A 15,605-nucleotide genomic window follows, 5' to 3' on the forward strand; every position below is an offset into this window, starting at 1 on the left:
AATTAGGCTACCTCACACCGATAAAATATGGTGTGGTGGCAGCCTAATAAGGTGTTTTTATTAGTGTCTCATATAGCTAGGTCAGTCTAAATCGCAGTTTTTTATTGCACTTCGAGCGCCAAGTCACCGAACTTCGTCCATCCGACGAGGCAGGTCACTTTATAAAGAAGGAACGTGATGACAGCGGGGAGCACGACGCCTGTGCCGACGAAGATGGCGAACGCCTCGGCACCTTGAGCCGCCAAGATATTGAGCGGGGCGATCATCGAGTTCAAGCCGAGTCCGGCAATCTCGTATGGGACTTCGAGCGAGAACCAGAGCGTCGCAATCGGGGCACTGATCATGGCCGCGATAAAGGGTGGCATGACGACCCGAGGGTTTTTGACGACGTTCGGGAACTGGACTTTCGGTGTAACAAAGAACGATGCGACCAAACCGCCTGGGTCGGTTTGACGATAAGCCATGAGCGTGAACCCGACGAACTGGGCTGTACATCCAATCAAGGCGGCAGCACTCGCGACAGGGTCGAGTTGAAGCGCGATGGCGAGCGCAGCAGATGATGCCGGCGACATGAGCATGACACTAAAGACGAGCGCGATGACGAGTGATGTGGCAATCGGCGACGTGTTGACCGATGCGGTGATGCTTGCGCTGATGGTATTGATGAGCGGCGTCGTGACGGCCGCTGCACCGACCCCGACGATCCCGCCACCGAGAACGGCGGAAACCGGGACGACCATCATGTCAAACTTTGTCTTTCCAAGAACGCGTTTCCCAATCCAAACAGCCGCAGCCGCTGCAATCAAAGCGCTGATCGGTTGACCCGGGACGAGGACGAGTCCACTCTCGGTCGGTTGGAGGGCAGCCCCGCCGACGGTTGCCGCAATCATCGAACTGAATAAAATGAGCGTGTTGCCACCGAGTTGATAGGCGACACCGGCGCCGAGCGCCGGGGCGAGAAGTGACTTGGCGACTTGCCCGATCGTGACGAGCATGTCGAGCCCTGCCATTTTCCCAATCGTCTCAATCAAGAGTCCGACCCCGAGCGTGACGAGGACGGCGCTTGCCATCCCGGCTGAAATTTTAATCATTCGATCCATTGCGTACTGTTTCACTTCCATCATCTCCTCTGTCTGTTTTCCAATAAAAAAACCTATCCGAATGGGATAGGCGCAAATGGTTCACGGTGAGCGCCTCGTCCGAATCCATCGAAACAAGGGCCCAAAAATTCGTCTCGGTTACGAGTCGATTTTCAGTCCCTTCGTCGAATAATAATCAGCAGGCCGTGTTGTGTCTGTGTATGCATGGCGTTTCGCTCCTCCGTTTTGCTAAGATTTGTCTTAGAGTAACATGACAATTTTCAATAATCAATATTTTCTGAAAATTAATTTGAAAAAAATTGGAACGATAAAATAAAAAGAGGTAGCAGCTCCTAATTTGAGAGCGCTACCATTCGCCATACATGGCGTTATGAGGTGCTGGCCGTAAGCAAGCCAACTTGTTCATCAATAAAATTCATCGAGACGGTGTTAAAGATATCCGGCTGATCGACGTTGACGACGTGACCAGAATCCTCGACGACATGAACGTTCGCCGTCGGTTGGTGTTTCGCCGTCCGTTCGACCGCTTCGAGAAACATGTAATCCTCATCACCCATCACATAAAGAATCGGGACGGCCGTTTGAATCGATGAGAAATGTCGAAGCAACGGATTCATGTTCTCGGTCATCTTGAACCAACGAATGAACTCGCGTTGGCATAGGTTAGCCGCATCGCGGACAAACATCATCCGTGACTTCTTATGGCGTTTTTTCGGCAATAAAATCCATGCGAACAGTTGATAGAGCCACATGTACGGCACGAAGTTTTGCACGAGGCTACCGAGACGAATCAATAACGTCGAACGAACGTTAAATTTGACGATCGCGCCCCCGAGCACGACCGAGGCAATACGTTCCGGATGGTGTTCGAACATCGCTTGAATGACGATCGTCCCGAGCGATAGTCCGACCATATGACCTTTTTCGATGTTCAAGTGGTCCATCACTTCGACCACGTCTTCGACGACGACGTCGAGCGTGTATGCGTTGAGCGGTTGCGTTAACGACTGCTCGGCATCATAAGACCCGCCGTGGCCACGCAAGTCGAGCAACAGGACATTATATTTCTTTTTAAACGGTCGGATTTGACGATACCAGTGAGACAGGCTCCCCCCGGCGCCATGAATGAAGATGACCCAAGGATGGTCGTCGCTTAATGTATACGTTTTACAATGCAACATGAACGCTATCCTCCAAAAGTTTTTAAGTTCATTAAACCATAAAAATAATATACCATATGTCGCTTGGAAGCACTATCGTTTCAACTCACTCAAGCGTATGGCTTTCTTCGTATTGGCGAAGTGGACTTTGGCGATGCCGTTCAATCGATCGACGCCATCGCGACGGATTAACGTGGCGGCCGCTTGATCGACTTTGGTGCCCGCACCTTTTGGCAAGGTGAGGCCGACAGTTTGACTCAATTTGTCCATTTCCTTCAAAAAGAACGCACGTGCCAAAATCGAGGCGGCTGCCACGGCGACGTGCAGCCCTTCCGCTTTCGTCGAGAAATAGACGTCGTCCTTGACGATGTGACGCTCTTGACTCAGGTGCTTATAATAGACGGCCTTTTCTGCGAACTGATCAATCAAAATCGCATCCGGTTTCTCCTCGAGTTTGTCGAGAAGGGCCGATAAGGCGGCGTTATGGGCGATGGCGGTCATCTTTCCTTGCGTCATCGTTTTTTGCATCTTATTGTACATCGGGTTATGAAGCGTCGCTTTCTGATACGGGATCGTCACGTGCAAATCACGGGCGATGCGTTTAATCTCAGGGTCAGACAACAACTTCGAATCTTTGACGCCTAATTCTTTGACGAGTTCGATTTTTTCTTTTGGGACGTAGGCGGCGACGATGACGAGCGGACCGAAGTAATCGCCTTTACCGACTTCATCACTGCCGACGACCGACCAATCCGAAAATCCTTCCGGTAGCATCGAAGTGGCGGCCACTTTTTTTGCTACTGGCGTTCCCCATTTCGCCGCCTCCGTCTCAGCCGCTTGACCTTGGAACATGACTTTACCCGAATTGTAAACGGTAATCACACAGGAAGGTGTTTTCGCGCTAAATTTCGCATAAGGTGGCGGTTTGACCGCGTGAGGTGCGTAGCGCTCGATCAAGGCGTTCTGCGCCTCGGTCGATAATTGAATGACTTGATTGCCCAACAGGAGCACTTCCTTTCTATCTCGCAAATTAATTTTACATTTTTTTTGTATATTTTGAAACCAGCACACTGGCTTTTCCGTATGAAACAGTGAGACGAGTAAAAGTGAAATGAGGTGAGGCAAAAATGTGGTGGCGCGAGGACACGGAGCAAGGCGAGGCGGAATTCCTCTATAAACAAATTCTCGAGCTCGAATCGAGAATCGCTAAGCTAGTTGCCCATCAAGTACGGGTGCGTCGCCTACTCATGCAAGAGTCGTCAGAAGCGACGACAGAGCAAATCATCACGCTGCAAGCAGAAGTCGATCATTATTTGACGTTGTTGCGGCAAGAGAGAGTAGAAGCTGTCGATCGTTATGATCGATTGACATTCGAGAAGACGTTAGGGCGCGTCCGGCAATCCATGGAACAACCGACCCGTCCGCTCACAGAATGGGATACGATTGAACGGGCGCTCGCGCTTGAAGTCGAGCATCTGCGTCGCGTGCTCGCCTACGAACATGAACGCCGAAGCGAGGAGGGGTGGTAATGGAGTCACTCGATCAATTATATTGGTGGGTCCTCATCATTGCGGGACTCGGAACGTTCGTGTATATGCTATTTTCAGACGCGTTCGACATGTTTGAAGGCTGGTTCAACCCAGCCGTCATCCTTTCGTTCTTGGCACTCGGGGCGGGAATTGGTCTCATTTTAAATGCGCTCGCGCACGTCTCGCCGATGATTGGGCTCGCCGTCGCCCTTGTCGGTTCGTTCGCCTTGACGACGCTTCTTTACTTATTCGTCTTATTGCCACTCTCGAATGCGGAGGAATCTATCGGGATGACCGATGAGTCACTCATCGGCCTCGTCGGCCGGTTGACCGTCCCTGTGCCCGAAGGTGGATATGGAGAAGTGCTCGTCGAATCGGTGACTGGCTCCGTATTAAAGACGGCGCAAAGCATTGACGGGAAAGCCATCTCGGCAGACCGTCGCGTTGTCATCATTGAAGTAGAACGAAACATTGCGGTCGTCATGGAATACGACGAACCGACAATCCGGAAGGAGAATGGATAGATGGATACAGTCATCCTTGCAAGCATTATCGTCGGGGTTATCATTCTTTCCCTGATTTTTGTATTCGTATTAAAGTACCGTACGGTCGGACCGGATGAGGCGCTAATCGTCACCGGAAGTTACTTAGGAAAGAAAAATGTCCATAGCGACGCCTCGGGCAACCGGGTCAAAATCATCCGTGGTGGCGGTACGTTCGTGTTACCTGTCTTCCAACAGGCAGAACCGCTCAGCCTTCTCTCGAGCAAGCTTGAAGTCACAACACCGGAAGTTTATACGGAACAAGGTGTCCCGGTCATGGCGGACGGAACGGCCATCATTAAAATCGGTGGCTCTATCAGTGAGATTGCCACAGCGGCCGAGCAATTCCTCGGCAAACCAAAAATCGAGCGTGAGAACGAGGCGAAAGAAGTACTCGAAGGTCACCTCCGCTCCATCCTTGGTTCGATGACGGTCGAAGAGATTTACAAGAACCGGGACAAGTTCTCACAAGAAGTCCAACGTGTCGCTTCACAAGACTTAGCGAAGATGGGTCTCGTCATCGTCTCGTTCACGATTAAAGACGTTCGTGACAAGAACGGCTATCTCGAGTCACTCGGAAAACCGCGAATCGCCCAAGTTAAACGGGATGCAGACATCGCGACAGCCGAGGCAGATAAAGAGACGCGCATCAAGCAAGCCGAAGCGATGAAAGACGCGAAGAAAGCCGAGCTCGAGCGGGCCTCAGAAATCGCAGAAGCCGAGAAAGAGAACCAACTCCGCATCGCGGCGTACCGTCGTGAACAAGACGTCGCCAAAGCCCGAGCCGACCAAGCGTATGAGCTTGAAGAAGCGCGAGCGAAACAAGAAGTCACCGAGCAACAGATGCAAGTCCAAATCATCGAGCGTCAGAAGCAAATCGAGCTCGAAGAGAAAGAGATTATGCGTCGCGAGAAACAATATGACTCGGAAGTGAAGAAGAAAGCCGACGCCGATCGCTATGCGATCGAGCAGTCAGCGGAAGCGGATAAAGCCCGTCAAATTGCCTCAGCCGATGCCGAGAAGTACCGCATCGAGGCCGAAGCGAAAGCCGACGCAGAACGCGTTCGACTCGCCGGTGTCGCCGAAGCCGACTCGGAGCGGGCGAAAGGGGAAGCGGAAGCCGAAATCATCCGCTTGACAGGTCTCGCCGAAGCGGAAGCGAAACAAAAAATCGCCGAAGCGTTCGAGCAATACGGCCAAGCCGCGATTCTCGATATGGTCGTCAAGATGCTCCCGGATTACGCGAAGCAGATTGCTGCGCCACTCGGAAACATCGATCAAATCACGGTCGTCGATACAGGAAGCGGCAAAGACGGTGGGGCCGGAAAAGTCACGGGTTATGCCACTGACTTGATGGCGTCGCTCCAGCAGACGCTCAAAGCCTCATCGGGGATCGACATGAAAGACCTGCTCGACAACTTCGTCGGGAAAGGGAACGTGCCGACAGACGATGCGCCGGAACGCAAGCTCGTTGAGACGGCAGCGACGACAGAAGAATAAATCACGAGGTCGCAGACGCATTCGTCTGCGGCCTTTTTTGTGAACATGCGCGAGATTTCCCTAACTTTCAAACGGAATGACTTCAAGCCGAGTCGAATCGTGTCGATAAGTGAGATGTCAGACCAATTGAGAGAGGAAGAATGTCATGAAAAAAGGAGTCATCTTCGGGTTGATGACCGCAAGCGTCTTGTGGTTATCGGCCTGTCAATCTGTCATCGACAAACCTGAGACCGCCATCGAGGAGCGGCAGTCGATGGGTGTCGTCTTATCGGACGTCGGTCTCGGGGACCAATCGTTCAGCGACGCGGCCATGCGGGGCATGGGGCAATTACAAGAGACTGGGGAATGGTACGTTGATTATCGAGAGCTTGAGGAGACGAAAACGTATGAAGCCGGCTTCGAACAGCTCGTAGCGGCAGGGCACGATGTCATCATCGGGCTCGGCTTTGCGTGCCAGGAGGATTTAGAGAAAGTAGCGGCCAATCATCCAGACCAACAGTTCGCCTTGATTGACGCCGTTTCGACGTTACCGAACGTGATGTCCGTAACGTTTGAAGAAGTAGAAGGGAGCGCGTTGGCCGGTGCGGTGGCAGGTCTTGAGACAGAGACAGGAAAAATCGGATTTGTCGGCGGCGTGGACAACGAGTTGATTCAAAAGTTCTCGACCGGCTTCTTACTCGGAGCGAAAGCGGTAAACGCCGATGTCGAACTCATTGTCGATTATGCGAATGACTTTGCCTCGCCTGAAATCGGAGAGCAGTTGGCCGAGAAACAGATCGAGGCAGGAGCCGACGTCTTATATGCGGCGGCAGGATTGACCGGTGTCGGTGTCTTACAGACCGCACAAGCGAACGGCGTGAAGGCCATCGGGGTCGATAGCGATCAGTCGATGATTGCGCCGGATGCGGTCATCACGTCGATGTTAAAACAAGTGGACTTAGCCATCGTCGCCATCGCGGATAACGTTCAAGAGGAAGCCTTCAGCGAACATCTCACGCTTGGTCTCGAGGAGGGCGGGGTCGGTCTTGCCGCACTTCGTCGCGTCCAGTGGAGCGACGAGGAACGGGAACGCTTTGACGCATTCGAGAAACGGCTACTGGAGGGCAAACAACAATGAGTTTACGAAAACGATTTATTGTGTCAACGGTGTTTACGGTCGTTTTGATCGTCTTGATGATGAGTTACGTCTTGACGACGTTAAATCGGTTGCAAACGTATAACGAACAGTACGGCTCACAAATGATTGAGTTGTCTCAACTCGAGACGTCCCTCCTTCAAGAACAGTCACTTTGGACATCACTTGGCGAGCAGATGAGCCCGGCGACATTGAATCAGTTAACACGCATCCGCGAAAACAACGTGGCCACGTTTGAGACGCTAGAACGTACGTATTTAATTCCGGCGTTCAACGAACATTTGGAACGGGCGACAGCAAAGTACGCGCGCATCGGTGAGAACGTCGAGGCGGAGGCCGGCGGGATTGCAGCCCGGATTCAAGCAGCCAAGCTCGAAGGATTACTGAACGACGTGAATACGCTACTCGTTAAGAATGGTTCGTTCTACGAAGCACTCCAACAGGAGGCGGCAGAGGAGACGAAACGGTTGTTTGTCATTTCCATCGTGCTCACGGCGTTCGTGATTGGCGCGCTCGCGGTGTACAACTTCTTCTTTGCCCGTTCCATCACGCGTCCGCTCGAGCAGACCGTCGAGGCAGCCGAAGCCATCGCTTCTGGTCGACTGATTTCATTGCCCGAGTCGACGAGACGAGACGAGATCGGGCGTCTTGAACGGGCGATGCGACATATGACGGTCTCCCTTCAAACGGTAATCGGGTCAATCCGGGTCACCTCGATGCAAGTCAACGCGATGACCGAGACGGCCGCGACCGAGAACGAGGCGGTCGTCAGCACGACGTCAAACATCACGAACGCGGTCGATGAGATGGCGAACGGTGCCCAATCGATTGCGAACGAGCTACAAGAGACGCTCGAGTCGGTCGGCATCATGGCGGCCTCGTTCGAGACGAGCCTCCAACAGACGCGCCAGACGACAGAAGAGACGAGCGCGATGACGCGCGAAGTCCAAGACGGGATTGAGACGTTGACCGACCAAGAACGGATCTTGCAACGCTCGAGCGAACGAAATACGACCCTCGTCAAACGGATGGATGCGTTCGCGCGAAATACGGACGAGATTGAACGGATGGCGAAGCTCGTCGAAGACGTGGCAGCCCAAACGAACTTACTCGCGTTGAACGCGGCGATTGAAGCGGCCCGTGCCGGCGAAGCAGGACGCGGTTTCGCCGTCGTCGCGAGCGAAGTGAAGAAGTTAGCTGAAGAGAGTAACGTGGCGACACGCTCGATCTTTAGTGTCGTCCAATCGATTCATGAAGAAGTGGAGCGATTGAAACAGACGGTCGAAGAAGCGAGTCAAGAACAGACGGCCCAACTCCAAGCGTTCGGCTTGACGAAACAAGCGTTCACGCGGATTCATGATCGGACAGACCATGTCGCCGCATTCGTCCATACAATCGAGCGAGAAATGCTGGCCTCGAGTAGCGAAGTGACGAACGTGTTGAAGCGGGTCGAAGAAGTGAGCGGGGTGACTGAAGAGCTTGCCGCCGGAAATGAAGAAGTGGCCGCCTCGATGAAGGAACAACAGGCGAGCTTTGACCAAATTTTCGTTTTGATGCAAGAACTCGAAGGACAGGCAGCGGCACTTGCCGATCAAGTCCAACATTTTCAAAACGATTGAGACAAGTTTCGGCTTGTCTCTTTTTTTTATGGGAAAACAGGACGAGTCGGACGGTACAACGGACAAGCAAGCGACTGAATCGAGGAGATAGCCCTAGATGAGCGGTAGATGATTCGGGCGCATACTATAGACCAGAAGGTGTCGATAGGAGGAAGCGAGATGGAAAAATGGAAACGTTACGTCATCGGGCTGGTTGTGGCTTTATTCATGGCGGTCGGCTACATGTTCGCATCGAAACAGCCCGAGACGCCGATGGTCGAACAATTCGAACTCAAAGCGGAAGAGTCGGTTCAAGCGGAACCGGCAGCGGGGAAGATCGTCGTCTACGTGACAGGCGCCGTCGTCTCACCTGACGTGTATGAGATGCCGTCCGGGGCAAGGGTCGGGGACGTTCTAACGCTAGCCGTTTTGACTCCGGAAGCAGAACCGGAGCAGTTGAACTTGGCCCAACTGCTCGTCGATGGGTCAAAGATCACGGTGCCGAAAAAAGGCGAGCTTCTCGAGGTCGCACCGGAGACGACCGAGACTGAAACGAACGGGGTCCACGTCAACAGTGCGACGAAAGAGGAATTGATGACGGTCCCGGGGATCGGACCGGCTAAAGCCGAGGCGATATTAAATTATTTGAAAGAACATGGTCCGTTCAAGTCCTATGAAGAACTTCGGAACGTGAAAGGTTTCGGTGAGAAGACGTTAGAAAACATGAAGGGCTACCTGCTGGTCCCGTAAGATGCCGATTTTTCCGCTACTTCCAATCAGTGTCCTCATCGCTTGTACCCAAGGCTTCGTCCTCGTCGGCTTCGTGCTGTTCCTCTTTTTGCTTGCGACATGTCGAGGCCAGTCAGTTGGCACGTATATCGGCGCAGGTTGTCTCGCCTTGATCATTTTTTGGCATGACGAGCCACCGGTCATCTCAGGAGGAGAAGACGTGTTGTTCTCAATCGAGAGCCGACGTGACAATGGGCGTTCGGTCCGATTATACGGTGAGACGTCTGGAGTGGACGGGGTATTGGTCGGACGTGATGTGGCGCTCGGCCGTCCGGGAGAGACGTGTCTCGTCACGTTCGAGCCGGATGCGTTCGCACCGCTCCGAAACGTCGGCGGGTTCGATGAAATGGCGTGGGCGAAAGGGGCAGGCCTCTCGTTCAAGGGAAGCCAAGTCACCGTGACCGCCTGTCGTCCGACGGCAGGCTTGGACGGGATGATGCTTCGGTTCAAAGAGCGCCAGTTGTCCCGCATCGAGGCGACGTATCGGCCTGATGTGGCGCTCTACATGGAGGCACTCTTATTTGGAGAAGGGCGATTGTTGGATGAAGAAACGTCATTTTCGTATCGGGTCACAGGGCTTTTACATCTGCTCGTCATTTCGGGGTCACACATCGCCATGCTCGTCCTCGCGTTCAAATGGCTCCTTGTGCCATTCCCCTTTCATCGTGAAACAAAGATGATCCTCATTGGATTGATTGTGACCGCATTCGGGTGGCTGACCGGATTCTCTCCGCCTGTCGCGCGCGCCGTACTAGTCGCCGACATGGTACTCGTCTTCTCACTATTCGGTTATTCGGTCCGTGACCCGATGCGTCTTTTAAGTTGGTGCGCGGCGGCATTACTCGCACTTCAACCATACTTGTTATTTAATCTTGGGTTTCAACTCACGGTCGGGATGACGCTCTTCTTGATTGTGACCCGTTCGCAATGGACGAACGTGCTCAGTCTGGCAATTTATGCCCAATGGATTGGTTTGATTTTGTTATGGAACGTGCAACCGGTCATCTCGATCGCGGCTCCGTTCTATAACGTAATTGTGGCCATTCTCTTCTCGTGGGTGATGATTCCTCTCGGTTTTTTGGCGTATCTCGTACCGTTATATGAACCGTTACTTCATCCGGTACTCGACGGGCTACATGGGACGTTCACGCTACACAATCAGGTCAAACCGTGGCTCCCGCTCCATGAGCTGACCGTTTGGGGCTCGTTCCTTCTCGCCATCGGATTATGGATTGGACTTCTCTTTCTCGAGCGGCGCCAATTGATTGGTTGGGGAATCGCGTTGCTCACACTCAGTGCTGTCGCCTTGGCGTCCGAATTGAAAGAAGAAGGGCGCGTCACGTTTTTAGACGTCGGGCAAGGAGATGCGATCGTCGTCGAGACGCACGGCCTCACCGGTTTGATTGATGTCGGTGGGGTGTATCATGACCCTTCGGAGAAAAAACGCTCGACGTTTGACCCAGGCGCAGATGTCGTCGCGCCGTACTTATGGAAGCGGGGCGAACGAGAAATCGACTTTTTATTGCTCACCCATGCCGATCACGATCACATTGGCGGGTTGGACGGGTTACTTGATTTGATTCAAGTAAAAGAAGTGTGGTTAGCGGCCGAAGCGGCCGATATGGAGAAACGAGGCGAATTGTTATCTAAACTTGCGCGTAAAAATGTCCCGGTCCGTTTCGTCCGGGCCGGGGACCGTCCCTATCCATGGTTTTGGATCGTCAGTCCTTCGGAGCGTAAGGCAGATGAGAATGCCAATTCTGTCTCGGCCTATTTAACGGTCGGTGGGATGACGTACTTGTTGACGGGTGACTTACCGGAAGCGGGGGAAGTCGCTCTCCCGACTGTCGACGTTGATGTGTTCAAACTCGGCCATCATGGCTCGGACACGTCGTCGAGCGAGGCACTAGTAAACCGGATCGATCCGGAATGGGTCGTGGCGAGCGTCGGCAGGAACAACCGTTACGGGCATCCGCATCCAGACGTCTTGGCGCGACTTGTCGGCAGGCGCGTGCTACGGACGGATGAGGACGGGATGATCGTATGTGAACGTGGCGCTTGCCGAGGGATCGTGGAAACGAAGGTCAGTCGATGAAATGTATGATAAACTAAAAAACGATTGCTCCCCCGGGGCAATCGTTTCGTAGCTTATAAGCTTAAGAACTTGATGAGGACGCCAATCGCGAATAGCGTGAAGAAAAAGCCGAACGGTACGATGAAGCCGATCGCTGAATCGATGGCATCGTTTCGTTTGCATTGGACATCGTTCTCAAACGGGTTTTCGCTTGGTGGGCGAACAGAGTTAATATGCATAGTGAGTCCCTCCTTGAAATGGTTCCGTCCTAAGTATAGCGAATCGGTGAAGGATAATCTATGTTTTAGATAAGAATAAATTGTGAAAGTGGTGTGTGTTTTGAATGAACCATGGCTCCATAACGGCAAAGTAGCCAACGTGTACGTCTTGTTCGGGACGGAGAAGTATCTGCTCGATTCGTGGGAGAAAGAAATCGTCAAGGCGGCCAACCCGTCCGGCGACCAGTTCGACGTGATGCGACTCGACTTACAAGAGACGGCGCTCGATACGGCACTCGACGAGGCGGAGACGGTCCCGTTCTTCAGCGATTATCGGACGGTCGTCGTGAAAAACGCCCAGTTTTTGACCGGCGCGAAAGAGAAACAAAAGCAAAATGTCGAACGGTTGACGGAATATTTGTTGCAGCCGGCACCGTACGCCGTGCTCGTCTTCATCATCGAGACAGAAAAACTCGATGAGCGTAAAAAAGTCGTCAAGCGCTTAAAAGAACGGGCCATCGTCCTCGAGGCGAAAAAGCCGAGCCAGACCGAGCTGATGCGTTACGTCGGTGACGAACTGAATCGACGTGGGCAAAAGATGGACCGCTCGACCGTCGAGCGACTTTTGTTCTTATGCCATGATGATTGGGGGAAACTCGTACGCGAGCTCGAGAAGTTGCAACTGTATGCGAGTGATGGTAGCGAGATCCCGCTCGAAATCGTCAACGATCTCGTCCCTCGAACGCTTGAAGACAATGTGTTCCAACTGTCCGAATTTTTAGTCGCCCGGCGTGCCGACGCGGCGCTACGGCTCGTCCGTGATTTAGAGAAACAAGGTCAGGAGTTGATTGGGCTCTTGTCGCTTCTCGCCCGTCAGTACCGGAACATGTATTTGACGAAGCAGCTGACGGAAAAAGGATATGGGGAAAAACAAATCGCGTCAAAGATTGGGGCGCATCCGTACACAGTGAAGCTGGCCGGGCAAGCGAGCCGGAATTTCACGGAGGCGCAGCTCGCCGCGGCGCTGACGATGATTGCCGATGCAGATGAGTCGATGAAGACCGGTCGTGGCGATAAACAAATCGTCTTCGATACGCTCGTCTGTCAGTTGACGCTCGTGTGAGGTGAGAAAATGAGTTTACGACAAGTGGAACTTGAAGATGTGATTCCGCTCAGGCATGAAGTGCTCAGACCGGGTCAGATGCGGGAGACGTGTTATTTTGAAGGGGATGACAACGAGACGACACGCCATTTCGCTTGGGTCGAGGACGGTCAGGTGTTGTCGATCGCGACCGTGATGGAAGCAGGGCGTGACGTCGACGGGAAGACAGTGCCGTACCAACTGCGGGGGATGGCGACCGACCCGGCCTCCGCCGGGCAAGGGATCGGCTCGTCGTTTTTACAGGCGCTGCACGAAACGGTCAACGACTCGTGGTGGTGCAACGCCCGCGAAGTCGCCGTGCGCTTCTATGAACGGAACGGCCTCGTCGTCGTCGGTGAGCCGTTCGAAATTCCCGGGATTGGGACGCATTACGTCATGGTATACGAAAAAACAGCCGGCTCCTGATGGAGGCGGCTGTTCCGGTTTGATCTCTAATTAGAGAGCTGCGATGCGAGCTGCGAGACGTGATTTGTCACGGCCAGCTTTGTTTTGGTGGATAAGACCTTTTGCTGCAGCTTTGTCGATTTTCTTCGTAGCGAGGACGAAAGCTTCTTGAGCAGCTTCTTTGTTTCCTTCGAGTACGAGAGCGTCAACACGTTTTACTGCTGTACGCATTGCTGCTTTCTCTTGCGAGTTTGCGACGCGACGCTTTTCAGAAGTTTTTGCACGTTTGATTGCTGATTTGATGTTTGCCATTGTTTGTCACCTCCTGAAACAAGAAAGTGTATGTTCTCATTACTTCAAGTAATCATTCAACAGAACAAGCACAATTGTAGCAAACGCTTATTTGAAAAGCAACCACTTGATGATTATTCTGAAAACTATATGTGGTATTGTTGTAGTAGGTCGTACACATACACTTAAGATTTTGATATAATGACACGGTATGCATGAGAAGGATAGGTGAACCCATATATGAACAACAAAGAATTAGAGAATCGTCAGAAGAAGATTCGCAACTTTTCCATCATCGCTCACATCGATCATGGAAAGTCGACGCTCGCTGACCGGATTCTTGAGAAGACGGGTGCGCTCACGGCGCGCGAGATGAAAGAACAGACGCTTGATGCGATGGACCTTGAACGTGAGCGCGGTATCACGATCAAGTTAAACGCCGTCAAGTTGAACTATACGGCTAAAGACGGGGAAGAGTATATCCTTCATTTGATCGATACACCGGGCCACGTCGATTTCACGTATGAAGTATCACGCTCGCTCGCGGCGTGTGAAGGGGCCGTCCTCGTCGTGGACGCGGCCCAAGGAATCGAAGCACAGACGCTCGCGAACGTCTACCTCGCATTAGATAACGACCTTGAAATCATCCCGGTCATCAACAAAATTGATTTGCCGTCAGCCGACGTCGAGCGCGTGCGCCAAGAGATTGAGGACGTGATTGGTCTTGACGCGAGTGATGCCGTACCGGCTTCAGCGAAAGCCGGGATCGGGATTGAAGAGATTCTCGAGCAAATTGTCGAGCTCGTCCCTGCACCGACGGGCGATCCGTCCGCGCCGCTTCAAGCCCTCATCTTCGACTCGTACTATGACGCCTATCGCGGTGTCGTCGCCTCGATTCGAATCGTCAACGGTTCGGTCAAAGTCGGAGACAAGGTGCAAATGATGTCGACCGGTAAATCGTTCGAAGTCACAGACCTCGGCGTCTCGACCCCAAAACCGGTGTCGGTGAAAGAGTTGAACGTCGGAGACGTTGGGACATTGTCAGCGTCGATCAAGACGGTCGGCGACGTTCGCGTCGGTGACACGATCACACTCGCGAAAAACCCAGCGACGGATCAACTCCCAGGTTATCGGAAGATGAACCCGATGGTGTACTGCGGTCTTTATCCGATCGATGCGGCGAAGTATAACGATTTACGTGAAGCGCTCGAGCGCCTCCAATTGTCGGATGCGGCACTCGAATTTGAGCCCGAGACGTCACAGGCACTCGGCTTCGGTTTCCGTAGCGGTTTCCTCGGCATGCTCCACATGGAAATCATCCAAGAGCGGATTGAGCGAGAGTTCGGGATTGACTTGATTACGACGGCACCGTCGGTTATTTATCACGTCACGACGACGTCAGGCGACGTCATCCACGTCGATAACCCATCGAAGATGCCAGAACAACAAAAGATCGAGACGATTGAAGAGCCGTACGTCAAAGCGGCCATCATGACGCCGAACGACTATGTCGGCGCCATCATGGAGCTCTGCCAGAAGAAACGTGGGACGTTCATCGATATGCAGTATATCGACACGACACGCGTCAAAATCACGTACGAGATTCCATTGAGTGAAATTGTCTACGACTTCTTCGATCAGTTGAAGTCGAGCACGAAAGGCTATGCCTCGCTCGATTACGAGTTGATCGGCTATCGTCCGTCACGCCTCGTCAAGATGGACATCCTTTTGAACAACGAAGTCGTCGATGCACTCAGCTTTATCGTTCACCGCGATTTCGCGTACGAGCGTGGGAAAGTCATCGTCGAGAAGTTGAAGGCGCTCATCCCGCGGATGCAGTTCGAGGTACCGGTCCAAGCAGCGGTCGGGACGAAGATTGTCGCCCGTTCGACGATCAAGGCGCTCCGCAAGAACGTCCTCGCGAAATGTTACGGCGGGGACATCTCGCGGAAGCGGAAGCTTCTTGAGAAGCAAAAAGAAGGTAAAAAGCGCATGAAGATGGTTGGATCTGTCGAAGTGCCGCAAGAAGCGTTCATGTCTGTCTTGTCGATGGACGAAGAATAACCGTTCGCCCTTATCAAACGATAAGGGCGATTTTTTTGATTTGGCAGGATATGGGGAAG

15 protein-coding genes are annotated in these 15,605 nt (G+C 52.8%); 10 read left to right on the forward strand and 5 right to left on the reverse strand.

Going from position 1 to position 15,605, the window contains the following annotated elements; translation table 11 throughout:
* Nucleotides 1-101: 101 nt before the first annotated feature.
* The 3 genes from KNP76_RS08005 to rnhC all read right to left on the reverse strand — a co-directional run bounded on the left by KNP76_RS08005 (nucleotide 102) and on the right by rnhC (nucleotide 3,262).
* The gene (locus tag KNP76_RS08005; protein ID WP_214837865.1) at nucleotides 102-1,124 is read right to left on the reverse strand and encodes a PTS sugar transporter subunit IIC; all 1,023 of its coding nucleotides are present in this window, start codon (nucleotides 1,122-1,124) and stop codon (nucleotides 102-104) included.
* 344 nt (nucleotides 1,125-1,468) lie between these two features.
* Nucleotides 1,469-2,281, reverse strand: coding sequence for an alpha/beta fold hydrolase (locus KNP76_RS08010; protein WP_214843992.1), 813 nt, complete (start codon nucleotides 2,279-2,281; stop codon nucleotides 1,469-1,471).
* 72 nt (nucleotides 2,282-2,353) lie between these two features.
* Complete coding sequence (rnhC, locus tag KNP76_RS08015; protein WP_211780857.1) at nucleotides 2,354-3,262, reverse strand: ribonuclease HIII; 909 nt, start codon at nucleotides 3,260-3,262, stop codon at nucleotides 2,354-2,356.
* A 125-nt stretch (nucleotides 3,263-3,387) separates the two neighbouring features.
* Between rnhC and KNP76_RS08020 the strand changes: the two genes are divergently transcribed.
* The 7 genes from KNP76_RS08020 (at nucleotide 3,388) to KNP76_RS08050 (ending at nucleotide 11,448) form a co-directional block, all read left to right on the forward strand.
* Nucleotides 3,388-3,789, forward strand: a complete 402-nt coding sequence (locus KNP76_RS08020; RefSeq protein ID WP_211780858.1) for a hypothetical protein — start codon at nucleotides 3,388-3,390, stop codon at nucleotides 3,787-3,789.
* Nucleotides 3,789-4,313 carry an NfeD family protein gene (locus tag KNP76_RS08025; protein WP_211780859.1) on the forward strand — a complete coding sequence of 175 codons (525 nt, stop codon included), beginning with the start codon at nucleotides 3,789-3,791 and terminating at the stop codon, nucleotides 4,311-4,313. Before KNP76_RS08020 ends, KNP76_RS08025 begins: the two co-directional genes overlap by 1 nt.
* Entirely contained in the window at nucleotides 4,314-5,831 is a 1,518-nt protein-coding gene (locus tag KNP76_RS08030; RefSeq protein ID WP_214843994.1) for a flotillin lipid rafts scaffold protein FloT, read from the forward strand.
* A 145-nt stretch (nucleotides 5,832-5,976) separates the two neighbouring features.
* Entirely contained in the window at nucleotides 5,977-6,948 is a 972-nt protein-coding gene (locus KNP76_RS08035) for a BMP family lipoprotein (protein WP_214843996.1), read from the forward strand.
* Nucleotides 6,945-8,585, forward strand: coding sequence for a methyl-accepting chemotaxis protein (locus KNP76_RS08040; RefSeq protein WP_214843998.1), 1,641 nt, complete (start codon nucleotides 6,945-6,947; stop codon nucleotides 8,583-8,585). The genes KNP76_RS08035 and KNP76_RS08040 overlap by 4 nt, the downstream gene beginning before the upstream one ends.
* A gap of 159 nt (nucleotides 8,586-8,744) precedes the next feature.
* On the forward strand, nucleotides 8,745-9,314 hold the full coding sequence (locus tag KNP76_RS08045) for a ComEA family DNA-binding protein (protein ID WP_214843999.1): 570 nt from the start codon (nucleotides 8,745-8,747) through the stop codon (nucleotides 9,312-9,314).
* A gap of 1 nt (nucleotide 9,315) precedes the next feature.
* Nucleotides 9,316-11,448, forward strand: a complete 2,133-nt coding sequence (locus tag KNP76_RS08050) for a DNA internalization-related competence protein ComEC/Rec2 (protein WP_214844001.1) — start codon at nucleotides 9,316-9,318, stop codon at nucleotides 11,446-11,448.
* Between the two features lie 53 nt (nucleotides 11,449-11,501).
* On the opposite strand, the gene KNP76_RS08055 is transcribed toward KNP76_RS08050, so the two are convergent.
* On the reverse strand, nucleotides 11,502-11,666 hold the full coding sequence (locus tag KNP76_RS08055) for a YqzM family protein (protein WP_024371416.1): 165 nt from the start codon (nucleotides 11,664-11,666) through the stop codon (nucleotides 11,502-11,504).
* A gap of 91 nt (nucleotides 11,667-11,757) precedes the next feature.
* Between KNP76_RS08055 and holA the strand changes: the two genes are divergently transcribed.
* The gene (holA, locus tag KNP76_RS08060) at nucleotides 11,758-12,768 is read left to right on the forward strand and encodes a DNA polymerase III subunit delta (protein ID WP_235193477.1); all 1,011 of its coding nucleotides are present in this window, start codon (nucleotides 11,758-11,760) and stop codon (nucleotides 12,766-12,768) included.
* Between the two features lie 9 nt (nucleotides 12,769-12,777).
* Complete coding sequence (locus KNP76_RS08065; RefSeq protein WP_034809385.1) at nucleotides 12,778-13,212, forward strand: GNAT family N-acetyltransferase; 435 nt, start codon at nucleotides 12,778-12,780, stop codon at nucleotides 13,210-13,212.
* Between the two features lie 30 nt (nucleotides 13,213-13,242).
* On the opposite strand, the gene rpsT is transcribed toward KNP76_RS08065, so the two are convergent.
* Complete coding sequence (gene rpsT, locus KNP76_RS08070) at nucleotides 13,243-13,503, reverse strand: 30S ribosomal protein S20 (RefSeq protein ID WP_021065661.1); 261 nt, start codon at nucleotides 13,501-13,503, stop codon at nucleotides 13,243-13,245.
* A gap of 219 nt (nucleotides 13,504-13,722) precedes the next feature.
* On the opposite strand from rpsT, the gene lepA reads away from it, so the two are divergent.
* Nucleotides 13,723-15,546 (forward strand): translation elongation factor 4, encoded by a 1,824-nt coding sequence (gene lepA / locus KNP76_RS08075; RefSeq protein ID WP_034809388.1) that lies wholly within the window; start codon nucleotides 13,723-13,725, stop codon nucleotides 15,544-15,546.
* Nucleotides 15,547-15,605 lie beyond the last annotated feature (59 nt).

The sequence above is a fragment of the Exiguobacterium sp. s150 genome (assembly GCF_018618435.1).
Lineage (GTDB): Bacteria > Bacillota > Bacilli > Exiguobacteriales > Exiguobacteriaceae > Exiguobacterium > Exiguobacterium alkaliphilum.